Origin of the sequence: Trinickia dinghuensis (genome assembly GCF_003367175.1) — a bacterium.
Lineage (GTDB): Bacteria > Pseudomonadota > Gammaproteobacteria > Burkholderiales > Burkholderiaceae > Trinickia > Trinickia dinghuensis.
In genome coordinates this window covers 24,265-48,571 of the sequence record NZ_QRGA01000023.1, presented here as the reverse complement: position 1 = coordinate 48,571, position 24,307 = coordinate 24,265, and the positions used below count along the sequence as shown (strand labels likewise).

Below are 24,307 nucleotides of genomic sequence, written 5' to 3'. Positions count from 1 at the left end.
GAACGTTCATGCCGGGACACCGGCCGGCACGCTCTCGCGCGCCGGCCACCCTTGCAATTGCTGGACCACGATTTCGCCCAGCGCCGCGATCCAAGCCTCGGAGGCATTGAGGCAGGCGATTCGATGAAATTCCTTCCCGCCCGCGTGCAGAAACTCGTCGCGCACTTCGATCCCGATCTCCTCGATCGTTTCGAGGCAGTCCGCCGTGAAGCCGGGGCAAAAGACGTCCGCGCGGCGCACTCCGGCCGCGCCCAGCTCGCGCAAGGTCGGCGCCGTGTACGGCTGCAGCCATTCCGCGCGGCCGAAGCGCGACTGGAACGTCACGCGGCATTCGGTGGGCGTGAGCCCGAGCGCCGCCATCACCAGTGCCCCGGTGGTGCGGCACTGATCGTGGTAGGGATCGCCGAGATCCATCGTGCGTTTCGGCACGCCGTGAAAGCTCAGCACCAATTTATCGCCGGCCGCGAAATCGGGCTGGCCGTGCGCGGCCCAATAGCGCCGCACCTGCTCGACCAGCGCCGCGATGTAGGCCGGGGAATCGGCATAGTGGCGCACGGTGCGCACTTCGAGCTGGTTGCGCATGCGCGCGAGCGCCGCGAACGCGTCGTCGAAAGCCGTGGCGGTTGTCGACGACGAATATTGCGGATACATCGGCATCAACAGCACGCGCTCGGCGCCCGCGAGCTTGAGCTGCCCCAGCATCGCGCCGATGCCGGGCGTGCCGTAGCGCATCGCGTGATCGACGAGGACGCGATAGCCGTTCGCATGCAGCAACTGGCGCAGCGCTTCGGTCTGCCTCTCCGTGTACACGCGCAGCGGCGAGCCTTCGGGCATCCAGACCGACGCGTATTTCTTCGCCGACGAACGCCCCCGCAGCGGCAGGATCAGCGCGCGCAGCAGCGGCTGCCAAACGAGCGCGGGAATTTCGACCACGCGCGGATCGGACAGGAACTGGGCGAGATAGCGGCGCACGGCGCGCGGCGTCGGCGCGTCGGGCGTGCCGAGATTGATCAGCAGCACGGCGACGCGATGGGATGCGGCGGGCTGCGACGGCAACTCGAGATCGAAACGCATGAGCAATAGGAAGCGCCCGAAGGCGAGGCTTAAGCGGCCCGAATGCTGCGCCGCTTAGGTTGGCGTGAGGACCATTATAGCGGCGCGCTAGGGCTGGCTCAGCGCGGTGGACAGTAGGCGCGCGGTGATGTCGACGATCGGGATCACCCGGTTGTAGGCCATCCGGGTCGGCCCGATCACGCCGAGCGTGCCGACGATCTTGCCGTTCACCTCGTAGGGCGCCGTCACGACGCTCATCTGCTCGATCGGCACCAGCGTCGATTCGCCGCCGATGAAAATCTGCACGCCTTGCGCGTGGCTCGACACGTCGAGCAACTGGAGGAGGCTCGTTTTTTGGTCGAACACGTCGAACAGCTTGCGCAGGCGCGCCATGTCGGACGACAAATCCGCCACTTCGAGCAGATTGCGCTCGCCCGAAATCAGCACGGTTTCGCTGTCTTCGCTTTCCTCGGTGCTGGCCGTGACGGCCGCATGCATCAGCGTCGTCATGTCGCCGCGCAATTGGTCGATTTCCTCGCGCAAGCGCCGCCGCACCTCGTCGAACGAAAGCCCGGCGAAGTGAGCGTTGATGTAATTGGAGGCTTCCGTCAGTTGCGACGGCGAATAGTCGCGCTGGGTCGCCATCATGCGGTTTTGCACGTCGCCTTCCGGCGTCACGATGATGAGCAGGATGCGCTTGGACGACAGCCGCATGAACTCGACCTGCTTGAACACGTGGCTGCGGCGCGGCGTCATCACGACACCGGCGAACTGCGACAGGTTCGAGAGCACGCTCGCCGCGGCCGCGACCACCTTCTGCGGCTCGCCGGGCCTCAAAGTCTTGCGCACGACGCGCTCGACCGCTTCGTCGTCCTGAACCGGCTCGACGGTCAGCATCGTATCGACGAACAGCCGATACCCGCGCGGCGTCGGAATCCGGCCGGCCGACGTGTGGGGGCTCGCGACGAGACCCAGCTCCTCGAGATCCGACATCACGTTGCGGATCGTCGCGGGGCTCAATTCGAGCCCCGAGTAGCGCGATAGCGTACGCGAGCCGACGGGCTGGCCTTCGACGATATAGCGCTCGATCAGCGTTTTGAGGAGAGTCTGTGCGCGGGGTTCTAACATGACGCAAAATTTTAGCCGAACGGCGTGCCCCCCGTGAGCGCGTGGCGGCGCTCGAGCGTTCGCATGCGCACGGCACGAAGGCGGAAGGCCGGCCGGAAGCACGCGACGCCCGGCCGGCGACGGGCGCGCCTGGCCGCCGGCGTCTTATCGGGACAACGCCATTCTAGCGACAAATGGCCGGAACGGGACGGCGCGCTTGGCCGCACCAAGGCAGGGCAAACCACGACGACGGTTCTTTTCGACACACACCTATGGTGTAATGCCGGCATGGAAATTGGCAGCCAATTCAAGACTGTGGCGCTCGTGGGGCGCAGCAACACGCCAGGCATCGGCGAGCCGCTGACGGCGCTCGCCTCTTGCATCGAGAAGCGCGGCCTCTCGGTCGTGTTCGAGGCCGCCACCGCGCGCGACATCGGCGTCACCGGCTATCCGGCGCTCACGCCCGCCGAGATCGGCGCGCGCGCCGACGTCGCCGTGGTGCTGGGCGGCGACGGCACGATGCTCGGCATCGGCCGGCAGCTCGCGCCCTATCGCACGCCGCTGATCGGCGTGAACCAAGGGCGGCTCGGCTTCATCACCGACATCGCGATCTCGGAAATGAGCCAGCGCATATCCCAAATGCTGGCGGGCAGCTTCGAGCGCGAGGAGCGCACGCTGCTCGAGGCGCGCATCATGCGCGACGGCGAACCCATCTACCATGCCCTTGCGTTCAACGATGTCGTGGTCAACCGCAGCGGCTTTTCCGGGATGGCCGAGCTGCGCGTGTCGGTCGACGGCCGCTTCATGTACATCCAGCGCTCGGACGGCCTCATCGTCGCCACCCCCACGGGTTCGACGGCCTATGCGCTGTCGTCGCAAGGCCCGATTCTGCATCCGCAGCTGCAAGGGCTCGTGCTCGTGCCGATCGCCCCGCACGCGCTGTCGAACCGTCCGATCGTGCTGCCCGACGGCTCCAACGTCAGCATCCAGATCATCGGCGGGCGCGACGTGAACGTGAACTTCGACATGCAATCGTTCACCGCCGTGAAGCTGAACGATACGATCGAAGTGCGCCGCTCGCGGCACACGGTGCCCTTCCTGCATCCCGTCGGCTACAGCTACTATGCGACGCTGCGGCAGAAACTCCACTGGAACGAGCACCCGTCCGACGAGGAAGGCGATGCCAAGGCCCCGTAACCCGGCCTGTCTGGCGCGCCCGGCGGATCCGGCCCGCCCAGCTTGCATCGATTCCCGTCGGCCTCGTACGAAACGTCGTTCGTCGCACACAACCTACCCATGCTCCGCCACCTCTCGATACGCGACTTCGTGATCGTCGCCGCGCTCGATCTCGAATTCGATAGCGGCTTCACCGTGTTCTCCGGCGAAACGGGCGCGGGCAAATCGATTCTCATCGATGCGCTCGCCCTGACGCTCGGCGCCCGCGCCGACGCCGACGTCGTCCGCACGGGCGCGGCGCGCGCCGATCTGACGGCCGAATTCGACGCCGGCGGCGACGTCGCACGCTGGCTCGCCGAGCATGCGCTCGGCGCCGAAGACGCCGACGGTGGCGAGACCCGCGTGCTGCTGCGCCGCGTCGTCGACGCGAACGGGCGCTCGCGCGCGTTCATCAACGGCACGCCGGCCACGCTCACGCAGCTGCGCCAAGTCGGCGAAATGCTCGTCGACATTCACGGCCAGCATGCGCATCAGCTGCTCATGCGGCCCGACGCCCAGCGCACGCTGTTCGATACGCACTCGGGGCTCACGGCCATCTCGGCCGCCGTCGCGCGCGCCCATCGCGCTTGGCGCGACGCCCAGCAAGCGCTCGAACACGCCATCTCGAAAGACCGCGAAATCCAACTCGAACGCGAGCGGCTCGCCTGGCAACTGGCGGAACTCGACAAGCTCGCCCCGCAGCCCGGCGAGTGGGAAGAGATCGGTGCCGAGCATCGGCGGCTCGCCCACTCGGCCAGTCTGATCGAAGGCGTGCGCGGCGCGCTCGACGCGATCTCGGAATCCGATGGCGCGATGGTCGGCCAGCTCGGCTCGATCGTTTCGAAGCTGCGCGATCTGGCCGAGATCGATCCCGCGCTCGGCGACGCGCTCGCCGCGCTGGAACCGGCCGAGATTCAATTGCGCGAAGGCGCCTACTCGCTGACGCACTATGCGCAGCGGCTCGAACTCGATCCCGATCGCCTGGCGCAAGTCGAGCTGCGGCTCGATGCGCTGCATTCGCTCGCGCGCAAGTTCCGCCTGCAACCCGAGACGCTGCCGCAGGAACACGAAGCACGCCGCGCACAGCTAGCGGCGCTCGATGCCGCCGCCGATCTCGATGCGCTGACGGCCGCGGTCGAAAAAGCCCGGCAGGCCTACATGACCGAGGCCAAGCAGTTGTCGAAAGCGCGCGCGAAGGCCGCCAAGGCACTCGGCGCGGCGGTCACGACGGGCATGCAGGAACTGTCGATGGCGGGCGGCAGCTTCGAAGTGGCGCTCGTGGCGCTCGCCGAGGGCGGCGCCTACGGGCTCGAGCAGGTCGAGTTCCGCGTCGCCGGCCACGCCGGGGTGCCGCTACGGCCGCTCGCGAAAGTCGCGTCCGGCGGCGAATTGGCGCGGATCAGCCTGGCGCTGGCCGTCATCGCGAGCGCGGCGAGCCCCACACCCACGCTGATCTTCGACGAAGTCGACACGGGCATCGGCGGCGGCGTGGCGGAAGTGGTCGGCCGCTTGCTGCATCAGCTCGGCCAGATGCGGCAAGTGCTCTGCGTCACGCACCTGCCGCAAGTGGCGGCGCGCGGCGATCATCACTTCCAGGTCGCGAAGGCGGCGAGCCAGGGCGGAAAGACGCTTTCGACCGTCGTGGCGCTCGATCACGCCAAGCGTATCGAGGAAGTCGCGCGCATGCTCGGCGGGCTGGAGATCACGGCAACCACGCGCCGGCACGCCAAGGAAATGCTGGCCGCCTAGCCGAACACGCGCTGCCAGAGCTTGAGCACGGCCTCGCGCTCCTGCTCGATGCGTTCGTGCGCGACGCAAGCCTTCTCCATGCCGTCGAGCCGCAGTTGATGCTGCAGCTTGCGGTAGGTCCGATAGGCCGCGCCGACCGTCTCCGCCTCGTCGGCACCCATGAGCCCGAAGCGGGCCACTTCGCGCAGCAGCGCGATGTTGCCCGTGTTGCGGATCAGTTCGGGATCGTGCGCCGCGTGCAGCAGCACCCAGTACTGCACGACGAACTCGATGTCGACCATTCCGCCGCGATCGTGCTTGACGTCGAACAATTCGCTGCGATTCGGATGGCCCGCCGCGACACGCTCTCTCATCGCCACGATCTCGGCCGCGAGCGGCTCGCCCTCGCGGGGCGTCGTCAGCACGCGCAGGCGAATGTCCTCGAATTCGCGGCCGATCTGCGTATCGCCCGCGCAAAAGCGGGCCCGCGTCAGGGCCTGATGCTCCCACACCCAGGCCGTGTTGGCCGCGTCGCCCTCGCGCAGCTGATAGCGCCGGAAGGCGTCCAGATCGGTGATGAGCAGCCCCGATTCGCCGTTCGGCCGCAGCCGCAAGTCGACGTCGAACAACGTGCCGGCACCGGTCGCCGTCGTCAGCCAGGTAATGAGCCGGCGCGTGAACGTCGCGTAGATATCGGCGGCCGCGTCGTCCGGGTCGTCGTAGAGGAAGATCAGATCGAGATCGGACGCATAGCCGAGCTCCTTGCCGCCAAGCTTGCCGTAGGCAATGATGGCGAAGCGCGGCACGTCGCGATGGCGCTTCGGCAACTGCTGCCAGACGGCACCGATCGCCACGTCGAGCACCGAATCGGCAAGTTCGGACAGGCGGTCGCTGACCTGCTCCACCGTCAACCGGCCGGCCAGATCGATCAGCAGGATGCGGAAAACTTCGGCCTGATGCGCGTGGCGCAGCAAATCCATCTGCTGCTCGACGCCGTCGGCGGCGGCCAAGCGCGAGCGCAGGGACGTCTTGAACTCGGGCCAGTCGAAGGGGCTCCCGATCGCTTCGTCGTCGAGCAGTTCGTCGAGCAGCTGCGGATGCCGAATCAAATAGCCGGCCGCCCAGCGCGATCCGGAGAGCACGGCCAGCACACGATCGAGCGCGGCCGGAAATTCGTTGAGCAGCGCGAGGTACGCACCGCGCCGGCTCACGGCCTCGAGCAGGTCGATCATGCGCGCGAGCGTCGAGGCGCGTTTGGCCGAAGGCTCCATCGCCGCCGCCGCATCGAGCGCACGTGCCGCGATCTTGTCGAAACGCTCGCGATTGCGCTCGGGCAGGCCTTGGTAGCGCCCCGAGCGGCGCACGGCGCTCAAGCGGGCATGCACTTCGCCGGCGGCGTCGAAGCCGGCGGCCTTCAGGCGCGCGACCACTTGCTCGTCGGCCGCTTCGTCATCGAGCGCGCAGCCCCACAGCTCGCCCGCTCGCACCGCCTCCCCGCCGCTCGCATCGGCCGCCTGCGCTTGGGCCTCGGCCTTGTCGGCGAAGATCTGATCGAATTGCGCCTCCACGAGCTCGCGATGCGCGTCGAGCACCGCCATGAGCGCGGCGTAATCGGCGAAACCCATCGACGCCGCCAGTCTCGCCCGCTCGTCGGCATCGACGGGCAGCGCGTGCGTCTGCGCATCGTTGCGATATTGGAGGCGATGCTCGAGTTCGCGCAGGAAGCGATAAGCGACCGACAAATCCGCGCAGACGGACGGCGCAATCAGCCCCCGTGCCGCCGCGTGCCGGAGCACCGCCAGCGTCGGACGGATCCGGAAGCCCGAATCCTGGCCGCCGCGGATCAATTGAAAAACTTGCGCGCTGAACTCGATCTCGCGGATGCCGCCGCGGCCGAGCTTGATGTCGTCCGCTTTGTCGGGCCGCATCGTGGCGCGGCGCTGGGCTTCCTCGCGAATCTGCCGATGCAGCGAGCGGATCGCGCCGATCACGCCGAAATCGAGGTAGCGCCGATAGACGAACGGCTTGGCGATCGCGTCGAGCTGCTCCGAGAGCCGCCGCGCCGCATCGCTGTCCTGCTCCGACACGAGCCGCCCCTTGATCCAGGCGTAGCGCTCCCATTCGCGGCCCTGAACGTAGAAGTACTCCTCGAGCATCCCCAGGCTGCAGACGAGGGGGCCGGAATCGCCGTTCGGGCGCAGCCGCATGTCGACGCGAAAAACGTACCCGTCCGCGGTCGGCTCGGCCAGCGCGCCGATCAGGCGGCGTCCGAGCCGGGTGAAGAACTCCTGCGTCGAGATGGCGGCGCGGCTGCCGCCCGCGGTTTCGCCGTCGTCTTCATAGACGAAGATGAGATCGATGTCGGACGATACGTTCAACTCCCGGCCGCCGAGCTTGCCCATGCCCACGACGCCGAGCGTGAGCCGATTGCCGTCGGCCGAGCGCGGCTCGCCGAACAGCGCTTCCAAATCGGCGGAAAGGACTTCGATCGCGCGCTGAATCGCGGCTTCGGCCAGATCGGTCATCGTGCCTGTGACCTCGGCGACATCCGCCGTGCCGGCCAAATCGCGCTCCATCGCCGCGCAGAAAACCTCGGTGCGCAGCCGGCGCAGCACGCAGCGCAGCGCGTCTTCGCCGAGGGGCGCCCCTTCTTCGGTGGCCCGCGTCTTGCGCAGTTCGGCAATCAGCTCGGCGAGCCGCGCATCGATGCGCGCTCGCGTGATCGGCGCTTGGGCCCAGGCGGCGATACGCTCGGAAAGTTCAGGGCGCGCGGCGATCGCGCGCGAGGCATACGATGAATAAGCGGAACTCAGCAGTACGGCAGCAGTCATGGATAGGCGTGGCTCGCTTGGGTAAAAGCGGTAACGGCGGAAACGGCGGCCGCGCGCGCAGTGCTTGCCGCACCGCAACGCCGAGCGGCCGCCGAACGCCCGAACGAGGCGCGGCGGGGCCGCCGGCAAGGCGGGCGGCGCACGTTCCCGCGCGCGGGGACGGCCGGCCGCTGTGATACATTTCGTCGTCCGAGACGCCAAACTACCATATCCCCGATTCGCAGCAGTATGTCCGACAGCAAGGAATCCGCCGAAGCCGCCGTTGCCGGACACGCGCACGATCATCAAGGGCTGCGCCGAATTCTAAAATTCGCGCTGGCCGTCGCCTTCATCGTCTATTTCGTCGCCGCAGCCCTCTTCATCGGGCTGCGTTACGTGCTCCTGCCCCGGATCGACGATTTTCGCCCGCGCATCGAGGCGCTCGTCGCGCAGCGGCTGCACGTCGACGTACGGATCGGCAAGCTGGCCCCGTACTGGTCCGTGTTCGAGCCCGGGGTCGACGTCACCGGGCTCGTCATCCACGACCGCCAGGGCAACCTTGCGCTGTCGGTACCGCATGCCACCGCCAACTTGTCGTGGGCCTCGCTGCTACGCGGCAAACCGGCGCTCGCCAGCCTCGTCATCGAGCAGCCCGACGTGCACGCCGCGCGCGAGCGGGACGGCACGCTCTGGGTTGGCGGCGTACAAGTGCCCACGACCCACACGGGCAACGACACGTTCTCGACCTGGCTGCTTTCGCAACAGGCGATCGTCTTGCGCGGCGGCACGCTGCATTGGCGCGACGCACAGCAGGGCGCGCCGGAACTGGCGCTGCACGACGTACGCATCGCCATCCTGAACGACGGCCTGGTTCATCGCGTGGCCCTGCAAGCCCCGGCCGAGGGCACCCTGCTCAAGGGGCAGCTCGATTTTCGCGCGCGCTTCCGCCATACGCCGCTCAAGTCCGTCGGCAAGCCGCAGAACTGGAACGGCGAGGCGTATCTGTCGACGGGCCCCGTCGAGCTGCCGATGCTGTCACGCTACGTGAAGCTGCCCGTGGCCACCTACGCCGGCCGGGTCGACAACGCGATCTGGGCACGCTTCTCGGGCGGGCATATTCGGTCGGCGCACGGCCGGCTCGACGGATCGAACATCGCGCTGCGCGTACGCCCGACGCAGCCGCGGCTCGACATGCCCGTGGCCCGCTTCGGCTGGACGCTCGACATCGACCCGCAGCGCGACTACCGGCTGCAGCTCACGAACTTGCGCGCCGAACTCGCCCAGCCGCCGCTGCCCGACGGCACGCCCGTCTCGCGCACGCTCGCGCTGTCGACGCTGACGGGCCGCTATCGCGTGCCGACGGTCGAACATGGGCAATTGATGAGCGTAACGGGCGACCGCGTCGACCTCGGCATCCTCGCCGAATTCACGCGCGCGCTGCCCGTGCCGCGCCGCTTCCTCGACGAGCTCGTGCGCTTCGATCCGCGCGGCATGGTCGCGAACTACACGATCGCCGTCGAACGCGCCCGTCCGGAGAGCCCGCTCGCCGCGAGCGAGGAGCGCGCCGGCGGCACCGCGCCGGTCGTCGGCTACCGGTTCAAGGCCGATCTGCAAGGCATCAGCTTCGCCGCGCAGGAGCCGCCGCCGGGGCTCTCGCCGGCAGGCCACCCGCGCGCCGGCCTGCCCGGATTCGAGAATCTATGGGGCAGCATCGACGCCGACGAGCATCACGGTTCGCTCACGCTCGACACCGTCAACGCGGCCGTCACGATCCCCGGCGAGTTCGACGATCCACGGCTGAAGTTCGACCGGCTGCGCATGCGCGGAGACTGGACCGTCAGCCCCACGCGTGCGCCGGGCGAGGCGCACAAGGCGTTTTCGGTCACGGTGCCGGAACTGAGCATCGAGAACGCCGACACAGCCGGCTCGCTCGCGGCAACCTATACGAACCCCGGCCACGGACGCGGCGCGCTCGACCTCACGGCGACGATCGCGCGCGCCAAGGTGCCATTGATTCCGCGCTATCTGCCGACCAGCATCGGCGAACATCTGCGCCACTATTTGGGCCACGGCCTGCAAAGCGGCATCGCGCGCAACGCAACGATCGAGGTGCACGGCAACCTCGACAAATTCCCCTACTCGCGCGAACCGAAGGCCGGCATCTTCCGCATCGTCGCACCGTTCACGGGCGGCAAGTTCGATCCTTCGCCCTATCCGCCCAGGACGCTGAAGAACGGCACGCCGGACGTCTGGCCCGCGCTCGAAGGCATCGACGGCGTGTTCACGCTGAAGGAAAACGTGCTGCGTTTCGATCTCGCCCGCGCCCATTACAAGCGCGTCGCGCTCACCCGAATCGCGGGACGCATCGACGACCTCGGCAACCACGGCTCCCCGCTCGTCATCGCGGGCCAAGCGCACGGCCCGCTTGCCGACCTGCTCGACTACGTGAACCACAGCGCCGTCGCGGGCATGTCGGGGCACGCCGGAGACCCACTAGAGGCAAGCGGCCCCGCGGGCCTCGCTCTGACGCTGACCGTGCCGCGCACTCCGGCGCCGCAAGTCGGTGTCGCGGGCACCGTCACGTTCGAGGGCGACACGTTGTCCGCGCCGCAATTCCCCCCGCTGGAAGGGCTCGCCGGCCAGGTTCATTTCACGAAGCGCTCGCTGTCGCTCGAACACATGGCGGGCCGCTGGCTCGGCGGCGAAGTGCATGCCGACGGCGCGCTGCAGGAAAACGGCAGCTATGCGTTCAACGTCGCCGGCCGCATCGCCGCCGACAGCGCGCGCCAACTGAAGCTCGACGGACCGGCCGCGAAATTGCTCGGCCACGCCTTCGGCGCCGCGCCCTACTCGATCGCCGTGCGCGGCAAGAAAGGCGGGCTGCCGACGGTCTCGGCCACGTCGGACCTGACTGGCCTCGCCCTCGATCTGCCCGCCCCGCTCGGTAAGGCGCTCGGCACGCCGATGCCGTTTTCGCTCGCGGTCCAACCTCTCGCAACGGACGAAAGCGAAGGCGCCGGCGCGAGCGCAAACGGGGGAACCAGGGCGCGCGCCGATTTGCGCCTCGGGCCGGTTCAAGCGGCGTATGTCGTCGAACGCGGAAACCGCGACGCGGGGCAACCCGGTTTATCGGTTCTGAGCGGGGCAATCGGCTTGAACGAGCCCGCGCCGCTTCCCGCGCACGGCGTCACCGCCAGCCTGAGCGCGGACTCGCTCGACGCCGATGCTTGGCGCTCGTTCGTGAGCACGTTGCGCGAGCAATCCCAGGACCCGGCGCAATCGCCGCAAGCAGCGCAGCCCACGGCGCAAAATACGCCGGGCAAGCCGCGGCCGGCATCGCACCCGCCCTCGCAGGCGGAGCAATTCATGCCGAGCCGCATCTCGGCCCGCTTCAAGACGCTCAAGCTCCTGAACCGCCAGTGGTCGAACGTCGTCGTCGACGTGACGCATGCGGCGCCGAATTGGCAAGCGAGCGTCGCCTCCGACGAAGTGACCGGCAACGTGTCCTGGCGGCCCGGCGCGGCCGACACGCCCGGCGGCCAGCTGCGCGCGCGGCTGACGAAGGCCGCGATCCCGGTCGCGGTCGGTCACGATCTGCTCGGGCAGCTCACGCCGAGCGCGAACCAGCCGATGCCCGCGATCGACCTCGTCATCGACGATTTGACGATGCACGGCCACGACGTCGGCCGGCTTGCCGTGAACGCACGCAACTTCGACGAAGACGGCGTGCCGGTCTGGCAGGTCGACAAGCTCGACGTCTCGAATCCGGCCGCGCACCTCGTCGCGACGGCCAACTGGCGCACCTCGCGCCGCCTCGGCGGCGCAGCCGGCGCCGATACGCCGCGCCGCACGATCGTCGATTTCACGCTCGACGTCGCCGACGCAGGCGCGCTGCTCGACCGGTTCGGCCTGCCGCGCACGGTCAAGGGCGGCTCCGGGTCGCTCGCGGGCAAGGCCGTCTGGCGCGGCGGCCCGACGGCGATCGACTATCCGACGCTCGACGGCCATCTGACGATGGATCTGCATCACGGCCAGATCCTGAAGGTGGACCCGGCCGTCGCCAAGCTGCTCGGGGTGCTGAGCCTGCAAAGCATCACGCGCGTGCTCGCGCTGAACTTCCGCGACGTCATCGGCGGCGACGGCCTGCCGTTCAAGAGCGCGACGGGCACGGCGACCGTGCGCAACGGCATCGCCGGCACCGAGGATTTCCGCGTCGTCACGGCGCCCATGCGCGCCGATTTGTCGGGCAGCGTGGATCTCGCTCAGGAGACGCAGGACCTGCACGTGGTGCTCACGCCGACGATCTCCGCGGGATCGGCCGTGATCGCGGCCACCGTCGTCAATCCGCTGCTCGGGCTCGGCGCGCTCGTGGCGAACGTCGCGCTGTCGCAGTCGATCTCGCGGGCCTTCGCGCACGACTATTCGGTGACGGGATCGTGGTCGCACCCGCGCGTCGAGCGGGTCTCGGCCGATCGGGGTAAGATGACTGCTCCGGCCGAGGCGACGGAGAAGTAGCGCCCCCGGCTGGGCCCCGCGCCCAGCCAGCCCAGCGCCAGCGAATCCTCGGCAGCATCCGACACCGAATTCATGAGCGATCGACCCGTCCCTACGACACCGTTTCGCGTCGCCGCGCTCCAGATGGTCAGCACGCCCGAGCGCGAGCGCAATCTCGCCGACGCCGAGCGGCTCATCGCGCAGGCCGCGGCCGAGGGCGCGCAGCTCGTGCTGCTGCCCGAGTACTTTTGCTTCATGGGGCACAAGGACGCCGACAAACTAACCGTGCGCGAAGCGTACGGCGACGGCCCGATTCAGCGGTTCTTGGCCGATAGCGCGCGGCGCCACGGCATCTGGGTGATCGGCGGCACGCTGCCGCTGGCCGCAACCGATCCTTCCGATGCCGCGCGCGTGCTCAACTCCACACTGGTCTTCGATCCGAGCGGCGCCGAGCAAGCGCGCTACGACAAGATCCATCTGTTCAATTTCGAAAAAGGCGCCGAATCGTTCGACGAGGCGCGCACGATCCGCCCGGGCAGCGACGTTCGCACGTTCGACGCGCCCTTCGGCCGGGTCGGCCTGTCCGTCTGCTACGATCTGCGCTTTCCCGAGTTGTACCGCCGCATGGGAGATTGCGCGCTGATCGTCGTGCCGTCGGCGTTCACGTACACGACGGGCCGCGCGCATTGGGAGATGCTGCTGCGTGCCCGCGCCGTCGAAAACCAATGCTACGTGCTGGCCGCCGCGCAAGGCGGCTCGCATGAAAACGGCCGCCGCACATGGGGCCACAGTATGTTGATCGACCCGTGGGGCGAAATCGTGGCCGTGCTGGACGAAGGCTCCGGCGTCGTCGCCGGCGACATCGATCGCGCGCGCATCGACGAAGTCAGGCGCAGCCTGCCGGCGTGGCGCCACCGAGTACTTGCTTGACGAGCGTGCTTGCTTAACCCCTTTTCGCATCGAAGAACCGACCGCATGAATCTGATCGAACCTGGCATCCGCAATCTCGCGACCGCGAAAGACGTCCTGCTCACGCCCTACGGCCTCGACGAAGCGCGCTTGACGCGCACGCTCGCCGACATCTTCACGCATCGCGTCGACTACGCGGACTTATACTTCCAAGCGACGCGCAGCGAGGCGTGGAGCCTCGAGGAAGGCATCGTGAAGTCGGGCAGCTTCAGCATCGACAAGGGCGTCGGCGTGCGTGCCGTCGCCGGCGACCGAACCGCCTTCGCCTATTCCGACGATCTTTCCGTCGAAGCGCTCGCTCAGGCCGCGCACGCCACGCGCTCGATCGCGAAAGCGGGCGGCGGCAAGCAGAAGATCAAGGTGGCCAGCGCGCTCAAGGGCGTGGCGGGACGCGATCTTTATCTGGCGGCCGATCCGCTCGCCTCGCTCGACGCCACCGAAAAGGTCAAGCTGCTCGAGCGCGTCGAGAAAATGGCGCGCAGCCGCGACACGCGCATCACGCAGGTGATGGCCGGGCTCGCCGGCGAATACGACGTCGTGCTCGTGGCGCGCAGCGACGGCGTGCTCGCGGCGGACGTTCGCCCGCTCGTGCGCGTTTCGGTGACGGTCATCGCCGAGCAGAACGGGCGGCGCGAAATCGGCAGCGGCGGCGGCGGCGGGCGTTTCGACTACGGCTACTTCACCGACGACGTCCTCGCGCGGTATGTGGACGACGCCGTCAAGGCGGCGCTCGTGAACCTCGACGCGCGCCCGGCGCCGGCCGGCGCGATGACGGTCGTGCTCGGCCCGGGCTGGCCCGGCGTCTTGCTGCATGAAGCGATCGGCCACGGGCTCGAGGGCGACTTCAACCGCAAGGGATCGTCGGCGTTCGCCGGCCGCATGGGCGAGCGCGTCGCGGCCAAGGGCGTCACGGTCGTGGACGACGGCACGCTGCCGAACCGCCGCGGCTCCCTGAACATCGACGACGAAGGCAACCCGACCCAGTGCACGACGCTGATCGAAGACGGCGTGCTCAAAGGCTACATTCAGGACACGCTGAACGCGCGGCTGATGAAGATGCCCGTCACGGGCAACGCGCGGCGCGAGTCGTATGCGGCGCTGCCGATGCCGCGCATGACGAACACGTACATGCTGGCCGGCGACAAAGCGCCGCAGGAAATCATCGAATCGGTCAAGCACGGCCTTTACGCCGTCAACTTCGGCGGCGGCCAGGTCGACATCACGAACGGCAAGTTCGTGTTCTCGGCCTCCGAGGCCTACATGATCGAAAACGGCAAGGTCACCTACCCCGTCAAGGGCGCGACGCTGATCGGCAGCGGCCCCGAGTCGCTCAAATACGTCAGCATGATCGGCAACGACATGGCGCTCGACACGGGCGTCGGCGTCTGCGGCAAGGAAGGCCAGAGCGTGCCTGTGGGCGTAGGCCAGCCGACGCTGCGTATCGATAATTTGACCGTGGGCGGCACGGTTTAAGAGCCAACCGAGAGGGCGATGCAAGAATCTTGCATCGCCCTTCTGATTTATGCGGGTTTTCCGCGTTATAACGGCATATGGCTTGCAGGCCCCGCTTAACCGGGGTATAAAGTTGAACGCATCTTTTTAACGAGCCTCACCCCGATCATGTCGCCGAAGTTTTACTTTTACTTCTTTTGGCATCTCAGTCCGCTGGCGGATCGAGAGGGGTGTTAGCGCGTAAAGCACAAACCCGAATTCCCGAAAAACCGCCAGCGAGCCTGGCGGTTTTTTTTCGCCTTGGCGCCAATCGGCCGAAAGCCAATAGCAAATGGCCAACAGCCAATTAGCCGGTCGCAGGCGAGCCCCGTACCCGATGAGGAGAAGCGCAGCATGCCCCCGTACAACACCGATGACGTCCGTATCCGCGAGTTGAAAGAACTCACGCCGCCCGCGCACTTGATTCGCGAGTTCGCGTGCACCGAAGCCGCTTCCGATCTGATCTACAGCGCGCGCAGTGCGATGCATCGGATCCTGCACGGCATGGACGATCGCCTCATCGTCATCATCGGCCCCTGCTCGATCCACGATCCGAAGGCGGCGCTCGAATACGCGAGCCGGCTCGTTCATGAGCGCAAGCGCTTCGCGGGCGAGCTCGAAATCGTCATGCGCGTCTATTTCGAAAAACCGCGCACGACGGTGGGCTGGAAAGGGCTCATCAACGACCCGTATCTCGACAACAGCTTCAAGATCAACGACGGCCTGCGCGCCGCGCGCGAGCTGCTCGTCGGCATCAACGAAATCGGGCTGCCGGCCGGCACCGAGTACCTCGACATGATCAGCCCGCAGTACATCGCCGATCTCGTGTCCTGGGGGGCGATCGGCGCGCGCACGACCGAATCGCAGGTGCACCGCGAGCTGGCTTCCGGGTTGTCGTGCCCGGTGGGCTTCAAGAACGGCACCGACGGCAACGTCAAGATCGCCGTCGATGCGATCAAGGCCGCCTCGCAGCCGCACCATTTCCTCTCGGTCACCAAGGGCGGCCATTCGGCCATCGTCTCGACGGCCGGCAACGAGGACTGCCACGTGATTCTGCGTGGCGGCAAGACGCCGAACTACGATGCGGCAAGCGTCGACGCGGCCTGCGCCGACATCGGCCGCGCCGGGCTGGCCGCACGCTTGATGATCGATGCGAGCCACGCGAACAGCTCGAAGAAGCACGAGAATCAGATTCCCGTCTGCGCGGACATCGGCCGGCAAGTGGCCGGCGGCGACGAACGCATCGTCGGGGTGATGGTGGAGTCGCATCTCGTCGCCGGCCGCCAGGACTTGCAGCCCGATTGCGCACTGACGTACGGCCAGAGCATCACGGATGCATGCATCGGCTGGGACGAAAGCATTGCCGTGCTCGAAGGGCTGGCCGAGAGCGTCAAGCAGCGGCGTGTCGCCCGCGGCAGCGGCAATTGACGAACAAACGGGCCGCCCGCCCTCGGAGCGTCGCTTCCGGGAGCGGGCGGCCCGTTACCAGGCAGTCCCTTGCCTGATCGGTGCGGCCGGTTACGCCAGCGCGCCCGTTCCGAACACTTCGCTGTGGATGCGCGCCGCATCGACGCCGCGTGCGACGAGTGCATTGCGCTGTGCTTCCATGAAGGCCATCGGCCCGCACAGGTAGTAATCGGCATCGGGCAGCACGGCTTGCTCGGCGATACACGAGAAGTCGATACGGCCTTCGAAGTCGTAATCGACGCCCTTCCGATCATCCGCGCCCACCTCTTCGTAGAACACCGCACGCGACAGGTTCGCATGCGTCGCCGCGGTGTTGGCAAGCCATTCCTTGAACGCATGCACCTTGCCGTTCCGGCAGGCATGGACAAAAGCGACACGGCGTGTGCTGCCTTCCGCTGCCAGCGTCGAGAGCATCGACATCATCGGCGTGATGCCGACGCCGCCCGAAACGAGCACGACCGGCGACGACTTCGTCCGATCGAGGCGGAAGTCGCCCATCGGCGCGGTCACCTCGACGATGGCCCCCTCTTCCACGCCGTCGTGCAGGAGCGTCGAGAGACGCCCGGCCGGCACCGCTTCGTTTCCGCCCTCACGCTTCACCGAGATACGCAGCCACTTGCCGTGCGGCGCATCCGACATGCTGTATTGCCGCGGCTGATCGACCCCGAGTTCGCCGACATAGCGCTTCACCGTGACGAACTGGCCCGGCTGGAAGCCCGAAACCGAGGCACCGTCGGCCGGCGTCAGGTAGAACGACGTGATTTCGTCGCTTTCCACGACTTTGCGCGAAACGATGAACGGACGATAGCCGCTCCATGCCGCGCCGTCGTAGAGCTTCGCTTCCGCGCCGATCATGATTTGCGCGAGTTGCGCGTAGGCCGCGCGCCAAGCTTCGAGTGTTGCCTCGTCGACAGCGTCGCCGAGCACTTCAACCACCGACGCAAGCAGGTTTTCGCCGACGATCGGGTAATGTTCGGGGCGGATATTCAAACTTGCGTGCTTATGCGAAATCCTGCCGACCGCGGAGCCGAGCGCGCCGAGGTTGTCGATGTTGGCGGCGTAGGCGTAGACCGCGCGCGCGAGGACGTCGGCTTGGCTGCCGCTCGTCTGGTGCGTCTGGTTGAACAGATTCCGCAATTCGGGACGATTCGCGAACATGCGGCGGTAGAAGTGCTTCGTGATCGTCGCGCCGTGCTGGGCAAACACGGGGGCCGTGGCTTTGACACGGGAGATTTGATCGGGCGTAAGAGCGGAGGTCATCGTTTTGCGTTCCTCGTTAAGATGCATCAAGAATACATTTTAACAAGGTGCGCACTCCATACGACACTTTGTCGCAGGGCAGCATGTCGGGAGGACCGCAATCGCCCTTCGTTTACATCAGATCAGAGCCAAGAAGCTGCTGCGATGCGCTATCGCCCTGGCGCCCTACCCCGATGCCCGTCCGTCGATTCCTACTCGACGCGACGCTGCGGCTGCCAAAGCACGTCGCTGCCGCCGCCGGCGCGATTGAGCACTCGGGCGAGCACGAACAAGAGATCGGACAGGCGATTGACGTATCGGCGCGGAGCATCGGCAAGGGCTTGTCCGGCGCCGAGCGTGACGATCGCGCGCTCGGCGCGCCGGCAAACGGTCCGGCACACGTGCGCGAGCGCCGCGGCACGCGTGCCGCCGGGCAGGATAAATTCCTTCAGCGGCGGCAAATCGGCGTTGTAGCGCGCAAGCCAGCCGTCCAACCGGGCGAGGTGGGCATCGCCGATCACCGTATGGCCCGGAATGCAAATCTCGCCGCCGAGATCAAATAGGTCGTGCTGGATGGCCGTCAGCGCTTCATGGACGTCGGCGGGCAACGGCTCGGTCAGCAGCACGCCGATATGCGAATTCAGTTCGTCGACCTCGCCCATCGCGGCGATGCGCGCGTCGTCCTTGCGCACGCGGCTGCCGTCGCCGAGGCCCGTCGTGCCGTCGTCGCCCGTGCGCGTGGCGATCTTGCTCAAGCGGTGGCCCATCGTCCTTGCTCCTTTTCCTTGATTCGTTTGCGGCGCCTGATCGGCCTTTTAGCGGCCTATGGCAGCGTTTCGGCTGCGGTTCGCCGCGCCGCGAGGCGGCTCGCGCATGCCGCGCCGAAATGCGAAGCGACCCATTATAGGCGCGCCGCGAAGCGCTTCGGGCGGGCTTCGGGTTCGGCCCGCAGGCCCACGTCGGCCCATACTGGCGGCCCGTCGTTGGGCGTAGAATAAACCGACTTTTGAACTGAACGCAGGGTAGGCGCGGCCGCGCGGGCGGCCAGCGCGCCGCGTTCGATTACACGGACGCGCGGCGCCTGCGAAGGCGATTCGCGCGCCAGGAGACTACATTCGTGAACCATCCCGCGCCCCCGGCGGCCCGGCGCCCGCGCCGGCCGTTTCCGGCCGATCTGCTTCTTGCCTTGCAAGCCGAGTTCGGCGAGCGCGTATCGACCTCGGACGCTGTCCGTGCCCACCACGGCCGCGACGAGTCCCCGTTCGATCCGCAGTTGCCCGATGCCGTCGTCTTCGCGCAAAGCACGGAGGACGTGCGCGCGATCGTCGAGCTGTGCGCGCGCCACGATGTGCCGATCATCCCCTACGGCAACGGCTCCTCGCTCGAAGGCCAACTGCTTGCCGTCGAAGGCGGCGTGAGCATCGACTTGTCGGGCATGAACCGCATCGTCTCGATCGCGGCCGAGGATATGACGGCCACCGTGCAGGCCGGCGTCTCGCGCAAGACGCTCAACGAAGCGCTGCGCGACACCGGGCTCTTCTTCCCGATCGATCCGGGCGCCGATGCGAGCTTGGGCGGCATGTCGGCCACTCGAGCCTCGGGCACGAACGCCGTGCGCTACGGCACGATGCGCGAGAACGTGCTCGGTCTCACCGTCGTGCTCGCCGACGGGCGCATCGTCAAAACCGGCACGCGCGCCCGCAAATCGTCGGCGGGCTACGATCTGACGCGCCTGTTCGTCGGCTCCGAAGGCACGCTCGGCGTCATCACCGAAGTCACGGTGCGGCTCTACCCGCAGCCCGAGGCCGTTTCGGCGGCCGTCTGCGCGTTCCCGTCGATGGGCGAGGCCGTCCGTACCGTGATCGAGACGATCCAACTCGGCGTGCCGATCGCGCGCGTCGAGTTCGTCGATTCGCTGGCCATTCGCGCCATCAACCGGCATTCGAATCTCACGCTGACCGAATCGCCCACGCTTTTCTTCGAATTCCACGGCACCGAGGCGAGCGTCAAGGAGCAAGCCGAGCGCGTCGAGAGTCTTGCCGGCGAGCACGGCGGCAGCGGCTTTGCGTGGGCCACGCGGCCCGAAGAGCGCAGCCGCCTCTGGAATGCGCGTCACACGGCGTTCTTCGCGATGCTGCAATTGAAGCCCGGCTGCCGCGCCGTGACGACCGACGTCTGCGTGCCAATCTCGCGGCTGGCCGATTGCGTCGTCGAAACCGAACAGGATCTGCTCGGCTCGCCGCTGCCGTGTCCGATCGTCGGCCATGTCGGCGACGGCAATTTCCACGTCGCGATGCTGATCGATCCCGAGAAGCCCGAGGAGCTGGAAGAAGCGGAACGGTTGAACCGCCGCGTCGTGGCGCGTGCGCTGGCCATGGGCGGCACTTGCACGGGCGAACACGGGATCGGGCTGCACAAGATGGATTTCCTGCTCGAGGAACACGGACTCGCGGCAGTTGACGCGATGCGCGCGGTCAAGCACGCGTTCGACCCGCGCAATCTGATGAACCCGGGCAAGATTTTTTCGTACACGGCCTGAAGCGGCCAACGGGGGAGCCTATGGAAGCCGTTGCCTTGCCGGCAGCAGAAATGCGCGCCGAGCGTCAACGCGAAGTGGTGCAGGCGCTCATGGCCACGTTGCCGACGCACTGCCTGCTCTATCGCGATGAAGATACCGCGCCGTACGAGTGCGACGGCATGAGTGTCTACCGCCAATTGCCGCTTGCCGTCGCGCTGCCCGAAACGGAGGCGCAAGTTCAGCGCGTCTTGCAGATCTGCCGGCGGCTCGGCGTGCCCATCGTGCCGCGCGGCGCAGGCACGGGCCTATCCGGAGGCGCCACGCCGATCGCGCACGGCATCGTGCTCTCGCTCTCGCGCTTCACGAAGATCGTCGATGTCGACCCTTACGCGCGCACGGCCACCGTGCAGCCCGGCGTGCGCAATCTCGCCGTGTCCGAAGCCGCCGCGCCCTACGGGCTCTACTACGCACCCGATCCCTCGTCGCAAATCGCCTGCACGATCGGCGGCAACGTCAGCGAGAACTCGGGCGGCGTCCATTGCCTGAAATACGGCCTGACCGTCCATAACGTGCTGCGCGTGCGCGCGGTGACGATGGACGGCGAGATCGTCGAGTTCGGTTCGTTCGCGCCGGACGCGCCGGGACTCGACCTGCTGGCCGTCATGATCGGCAGCGAAGGGATGTTCGCCGTCGTGACGGAGGTGACGGTCAAACTCGTCCCGAAGCCGCAAGCGGCGCAAGTGGTCATGGCGAGCTTCGACGACGTCGTCAAAGGCGGTGAAGCCGTTGCGGCGATCATCGCGGCCGGCATCATTCCGGCCGGACTCGAAATGATGGACAAGCCCGCGACGCGCGCCGTCGAGGGCTTCGTCGGCGCCGGCTACGACCTCGATGCCGCGGCGATCCTGCTCTGCGAATCGGACGGCACGCCCGATGAAGTCGCCGACGAAATCGTTCGCATGACGGCGGTCCTGCGCGAGCACGGCGCCACGCGCTTGCAGATTTCGCGCAGCGAGGCCGAACGGCTGCGCTTCTGGTCGGGCCGCAAGAACGCGTTTCCCGCGGCGGGCCGCATCTCGCCCGATTACTACTGCATGGACGGCACGGTCCCTCGCCGCAGCATCGGCCCGCTGCTCGCTCGCATCGAAGCGATGGAGGGGAAATATGGGCTGCGCTGCATCAACGTATTCCACGCGGGCGACGGAAACATGCATCCGCTGATCCTGTTCAACGGCAACGACCGGGACGAACTGCGCCGTGCCGAGGCGTTCGGTGCCGAGATCCTCGAGACCTGCGTCGAACTCGGCGGCACGGTCACGGGCGAGCACGGCGTCGGCATCGAGAAGATCAATTCGATGTGCGTGCAGTTTTCGCCCGGCGAGCGCGAGGCGTTCTTCGCGGTCAAGCGCGCCTTCGATCCGGCCGAGCTGCTCAACCCGACGAAGGGCATCCCCACCCGCGCGCGCTGCGCCGAATACGGCAAGATGCACGTGCGCGGCGGCTTGCTGCCGCATCCCGAGCTGCCGCGATTCTGATTTGAAGCGTGTCCGAAGCGGCCCCTGAGCCGTCGTTGAGCGGTTCTCGAGAGGCCGCTCAGCTCTCTTGGCGCCGGAGAGCACGCGGAATTACCCCTAGGCGCGGCCGCCGCGGCTTGTCTCGCCGCGCTCGGCCGGTACAATCTGGACAGAATGCAACCACGGCATGACTTGCGGCTCAACCGGATGAACGACAACACGAAGCGGGAAGCCATGCAGGAAGAGGAGATCGTGACCTACTGGTCCGACAGGATCAGGCAGGCCACGGCCGATGCGCGCCCGCTGCGTTTGCGCGGTGCAGGCACCAAGGACTGGTACGGCCAGCAGTTGCAAGGTGAAATCCTCGATACGCGCGCCTATCGCGGGATCGTCTCCTACGATCCCGCGGAACTCGTCATCACCGCCCGCTGCGGAACGTCGCTCGCGGAAATCGAAGCAGCGCTCGCCGAACACGACCAGATGCTCGCGTTCGAGCCGCCTCACTTCGGCCGCGCCGCGACGCTCGGCGGCTGCATCGCGGCCGGCATTTCGGGGCCGCGCCGCGCGCAAGCGGGCGCCGCGCGCGACTTCGTCCTCGGCGTCACGATGATGAACGGCGCGGGCGAAGTGCTGCGCTTCGGCGGCCAAGTCGTCAAGAACGTCGCGGGCTACGACGTCGCGCGGCTCATGGCGGGCTCGCTCGGCACGCTCGGCCTCATGCTCGACCTGTCGATCAAGGTGCTGCCGCGGCCTGCCGTCGAAATCACGCTCAAGTTCGACACGAACGGCACCGACGCCGTGCGCAAGCTCAACGAATGGGGCGGCCGCCCGCTGCCGATCACGGCCAGCGCCTGGCGCAACGGCACGCTCGCGGTTCGCCTGTCCGGCGCGGAAACGGCCGTGAAGACCGCGCGCAATACGATCGGCGGGGAAGTTGTCGATGCCGTGGAGGCCGAACGATTTTGGGAAGGGCTGCGCGAGCAGACCGATCCTTTCTTCGCTTCGATCCCGCCCGACGCAGCCCTATGGCGCCTCGCGCTGCCCTCGATCACGGAGCCGCTGCAACTGCCGGGCGCCCAGTTGATGGAATGGGGCGGCGCGCAGCGTTGGTGGATCACCGATACCGATGCGCAGACGGTGCGCATCAGCGCGAAGCAGGCAGGCGGGCACGCCACGATCTTTCGCGCGGGCCGCAACTTCGATCGCAGCGTGGGCGTCTTCACGCTGCTGCCGACGCCGCTGATGAAGATCCATCGCGGCCTGAAGGAAGCTTTCGATCCGGCGCGCATCTTCAACCGCGCGCGCATGTATCCCGATTTCTGATCGCTGGCATCGATGTCACGAAGGAGTTCAGTGCGTTCCAGAATTACGCGACCGGGCAAGAGATAAGGGCGACGCGATGCAAACCCAACTCGCAGACTTCATCCGTAACACGGCCGACGGCGAAGAGGCCGATGCGATCTTGCGCAAATGCGTGCATTGCGGCTTTTGCACGGCCACCTGCCCCACCTATCAACTGCTCGGCGACGAACTCGACGGCCCGCGCGGACGCATCTACCTGATCAAGCAAATGCTCGAAGGCGGCGCCGTCACGCGCAGCACGCAATTGCATCTCGACCGGTGCTTGACCTGCCGCAGCTGCGAAACGACGTGTCCCTCGGGCGTGCAATACGGGCGGCTCGTCGAGATCGGACGGCAGCAGGTCGAACAGACGGTTCCGCGGCCGCTGCGTCAGCAGCTTCTGCGCAGAGTGCTCGCGAGCGTGCTGCCGAACGGCACCGTGTTCGCGCCGGCCATGCGGCTCGGCCAGCTCGTCCGGCCGTTCCTGCCGCGCCGGCTGCGCGACAAGATTCCGGCGCGCCAGCGTCTGCTCGAGTGGCCGACGAAACCGGCCCCCGCCGAAGGCGCGAGCGAAGCGAACCCGCCCGCCGCTGCGCGCCGCATGCTGCTGCTCGCGGGCTGCGTGCAGCCGGCCATGCTGCCGAACATCAACATCGCGACGGCGCGCGTGCTGCATGCGCTCGGCATCGAGACGCTGATCGAGCCCGAAGCAGGCTGCTGCGGCGCCATTCGTTTGCACCTCGGGTACCGCGACGAAGCGCTCGACGATATCCGCCGCAACGTCGACGCCTGGTGGCCGCACGTCGAAGCGGGCATCGAAGCGATCGTCATCAACGCGTCGGGCTGCGGCGCAACGGTCAAGGAGTACGGCCACCTGCTGCGCAACGATCCCGCCTATGCGGAAAAGGCACAGCGGATTACCGATCTTTCGCGCGACATCGCCGAGGTGCTCGGCGGTTTCGAAGCCGAACTGGCGGGCCTCGCGCGCCGGCGCGGCGTGCATACGGTCGCGTATCACCCGCCGTGCACGCTCCAGCACGGCCAGCAGATTCGCGGCGTGGTCGAGCATCTGCTCGCCTCGTTCGGCATCGAAGTCCGTCTGCCGGCCGACAGCCACTTGTGCTGCGGATCGGCCGGGACCTATTCGGTCACGCAGCCTTCGATGTCCTATACGCTGCGCGATAGGAAGGTGCGCAACCTCGAAGTGCTCGAGCCGCAGATGATCGTGTCGGCCAACGTCGGCTGCATCGCGCACCTGCAAAGCGGGACGTCGATGCCGGTCGCTCACTGGGTCGAACTGGTGGAGCACTTGATTTATGGGTAGGCTACGGCGCTTGGCCAGGCCCTCCCTCGAGCACAAC

General features: G+C 67.3%; 15 protein-coding genes. 10 read left to right on the top strand and 5 right to left on the bottom strand.

Annotated elements, in window-relative coordinates:
• Positions 1 to 6: 6 nt before the first annotated feature.
• Complete coding sequence (gene hemH, locus DWV00_RS30840; RefSeq protein WP_115537410.1) at positions 7 to 1,074, bottom strand: ferrochelatase; 1,068 nt, start codon at positions 1,072 to 1,074, stop codon at positions 7 to 9.
• An 87-nt stretch (positions 1,075 to 1,161) separates the two neighbouring features.
• Positions 1,162 to 2,181, bottom strand: coding sequence for a heat-inducible transcriptional repressor HrcA (hrcA, locus tag DWV00_RS30835; RefSeq protein WP_115537409.1), 1,020 nt, complete (start codon positions 2,179 to 2,181; stop codon positions 1,162 to 1,164).
• A 267-nt stretch (positions 2,182 to 2,448) separates the two neighbouring features.
• Between hrcA and DWV00_RS30830 the strand changes: the two genes are divergently transcribed.
• Both DWV00_RS30830 and recN read left to right on the top strand, forming a co-directional pair.
• The gene (locus tag DWV00_RS30830; protein WP_115537408.1) at positions 2,449 to 3,357 is read left to right on the top strand and encodes an NAD kinase; all 909 of its coding nucleotides are present in this window, start codon (positions 2,449 to 2,451) and stop codon (positions 3,355 to 3,357) included.
• Between the two features lie 99 nt (positions 3,358 to 3,456).
• A complete protein-coding gene (recN, locus tag DWV00_RS30825; RefSeq protein WP_115537407.1) occupies positions 3,457 to 5,124 on the top strand; it encodes a DNA repair protein RecN in 1,668 nt (555 codons plus the stop codon).
• Here recN and glnE read toward each other — a convergent pair.
• Positions 5,121 to 7,934 carry a bifunctional [glutamate--ammonia ligase]-adenylyl-L-tyrosine phosphorylase/[glutamate--ammonia-ligase] adenylyltransferase gene (gene glnE / locus DWV00_RS30820; RefSeq protein WP_115537406.1) on the bottom strand — a complete coding sequence of 938 codons (2,814 nt, stop codon included), beginning with the start codon at positions 7,932 to 7,934 and terminating at the stop codon, positions 5,121 to 5,123. The genes recN and glnE overlap by 4 nt on opposite strands.
• A gap of 228 nt (positions 7,935 to 8,162) precedes the next feature.
• On the opposite strand from glnE, the gene DWV00_RS30815 reads away from it, so the two are divergent.
• The 4 genes from DWV00_RS30815 to aroG all read left to right on the top strand — a co-directional run bounded on the left by DWV00_RS30815 (position 8,163) and on the right by aroG (position 16,295).
• Positions 8,163 to 12,428 (top strand): YhdP family phospholipid transporter, encoded by a 4,266-nt coding sequence (locus DWV00_RS30815; RefSeq protein ID WP_115537405.1) that lies wholly within the window; start codon positions 8,163 to 8,165, stop codon positions 12,426 to 12,428.
• A gap of 72 nt (positions 12,429 to 12,500) precedes the next feature.
• The gene (locus DWV00_RS30810) at positions 12,501 to 13,337 is read left to right on the top strand and encodes a carbon-nitrogen hydrolase family protein (protein WP_115537404.1); all 837 of its coding nucleotides are present in this window, start codon (positions 12,501 to 12,503) and stop codon (positions 13,335 to 13,337) included.
• A 45-nt stretch (positions 13,338 to 13,382) separates the two neighbouring features.
• Positions 13,383 to 14,849, top strand: a complete 1,467-nt coding sequence (tldD, locus tag DWV00_RS30805; RefSeq protein WP_115537403.1) for a metalloprotease TldD — start codon at positions 13,383 to 13,385, stop codon at positions 14,847 to 14,849.
• A 372-nt stretch (positions 14,850 to 15,221) separates the two neighbouring features.
• Complete coding sequence (gene aroG, locus DWV00_RS30800) at positions 15,222 to 16,295, top strand: 3-deoxy-7-phosphoheptulonate synthase AroG (RefSeq protein WP_115537402.1); 1,074 nt, start codon at positions 15,222 to 15,224, stop codon at positions 16,293 to 16,295.
• 90 nt (positions 16,296 to 16,385) lie between these two features.
• Here aroG and hmpA read toward each other — a convergent pair whose 3' ends face one another.
• Positions 16,386 to 17,594 (bottom strand): NO-inducible flavohemoprotein, encoded by a 1,209-nt coding sequence (gene hmpA / locus DWV00_RS30795; RefSeq protein WP_115537454.1) that lies wholly within the window; start codon positions 17,592 to 17,594, stop codon positions 16,386 to 16,388.
• Positions 17,595 to 17,785: 191 nt separating this feature from the next.
• Positions 17,786 to 18,340: a cob(I)yrinic acid a,c-diamide adenosyltransferase gene (locus DWV00_RS30790; RefSeq protein WP_115537401.1), complete on the bottom strand. Its 555-nt coding sequence runs from the start codon at positions 18,338 to 18,340 to the stop codon at positions 17,786 to 17,788.
• Between the two features lie 350 nt (positions 18,341 to 18,690).
• Here DWV00_RS30790 and DWV00_RS30785 point away from each other — a divergent pair, with 350 nt between their 5' ends.
• From DWV00_RS30785 to glcF, 4 genes are all read left to right on the top strand, one after another.
• Positions 18,691 to 20,112, top strand: a complete 1,422-nt coding sequence (locus DWV00_RS30785) for an FAD-binding oxidoreductase (RefSeq protein ID WP_115537400.1) — start codon at positions 18,691 to 18,693, stop codon at positions 20,110 to 20,112.
• A gap of 20 nt (positions 20,113 to 20,132) precedes the next feature.
• Positions 20,133 to 21,626: an FAD-linked oxidase C-terminal domain-containing protein gene (locus DWV00_RS30780; RefSeq protein WP_115537399.1), complete on the top strand. Its 1,494-nt coding sequence runs from the start codon at positions 20,133 to 20,135 to the stop codon at positions 21,624 to 21,626.
• A gap of 213 nt (positions 21,627 to 21,839) precedes the next feature.
• The gene (gene glcE / locus DWV00_RS30775; protein ID WP_115537453.1) at positions 21,840 to 22,928 is read left to right on the top strand and encodes a glycolate oxidase subunit GlcE; all 1,089 of its coding nucleotides are present in this window, start codon (positions 21,840 to 21,842) and stop codon (positions 22,926 to 22,928) included.
• A 76-nt stretch (positions 22,929 to 23,004) separates the two neighbouring features.
• Positions 23,005 to 24,270, top strand: a complete 1,266-nt coding sequence (glcF, locus tag DWV00_RS30770) for a glycolate oxidase subunit GlcF (RefSeq protein WP_115537398.1) — start codon at positions 23,005 to 23,007, stop codon at positions 24,268 to 24,270.
• Positions 24,271 to 24,307: the final 37 nt, after the last annotated feature.

Bases quoted from the DNA above. Each gene is read 5' to 3' on its own strand.
- DWV00_RS30815 (WP_115537405.1), top strand. From the start codon at position 8,163: ATGTCCGACAGCAAGGAATCCGCCGAAGCCGCCGTTGCCGGACACGCG.
- DWV00_RS30790 (WP_115537401.1), bottom strand. From the start codon at position 18,340: ATGGGCCACCGCTTGAGCAAGATCGCCACGCGCACGGGCGACGACGGC.
- DWV00_RS30830 (WP_115537408.1), top strand. From the start codon at position 2,449: ATGGAAATTGGCAGCCAATTCAAGACTGTGGCGCTCGTGGGGCGCAGC.
- DWV00_RS30810 (WP_115537404.1), top strand. From the start codon at position 12,501: ATGAGCGATCGACCCGTCCCTACGACACCGTTTCGCGTCGCCGCGCTC.
- DWV00_RS30780 (WP_115537399.1), top strand. From the start codon at position 20,133: ATGGAAGCCGTTGCCTTGCCGGCAGCAGAAATGCGCGCCGAGCGTCAA.
- tldD (WP_115537403.1), top strand. From the start codon at position 13,383: ATGAATCTGATCGAACCTGGCATCCGCAATCTCGCGACCGCGAAAGAC.
- hrcA (WP_115537409.1), bottom strand. From the start codon at position 2,181: ATGTTAGAACCCCGCGCACAGACTCTCCTCAAAACGCTGATCGAGCGC.
- hemH (WP_115537410.1), bottom strand. From the start codon at position 1,074: ATGCGTTTCGATCTCGAGTTGCCGTCGCAGCCCGCCGCATCCCATCGC.
- glcF (WP_115537398.1), top strand. From the start codon at position 23,005: ATGCAAACCCAACTCGCAGACTTCATCCGTAACACGGCCGACGGCGAA.
- glnE (WP_115537406.1), bottom strand. From the start codon at position 7,934: ATGACTGCTGCCGTACTGCTGAGTTCCGCTTATTCATCGTATGCCTCG.
- glcE (WP_115537453.1), top strand. From the start codon at position 21,840: ATGCAGGAAGAGGAGATCGTGACCTACTGGTCCGACAGGATCAGGCAG.
- recN (WP_115537407.1), top strand. From the start codon at position 3,457: ATGCTCCGCCACCTCTCGATACGCGACTTCGTGATCGTCGCCGCGCTC.
- aroG (WP_115537402.1), top strand. From the start codon at position 15,222: ATGCCCCCGTACAACACCGATGACGTCCGTATCCGCGAGTTGAAAGAA.
- hmpA (WP_115537454.1), bottom strand. From the start codon at position 17,594: ATGACCTCCGCTCTTACGCCCGATCAAATCTCCCGTGTCAAAGCCACG.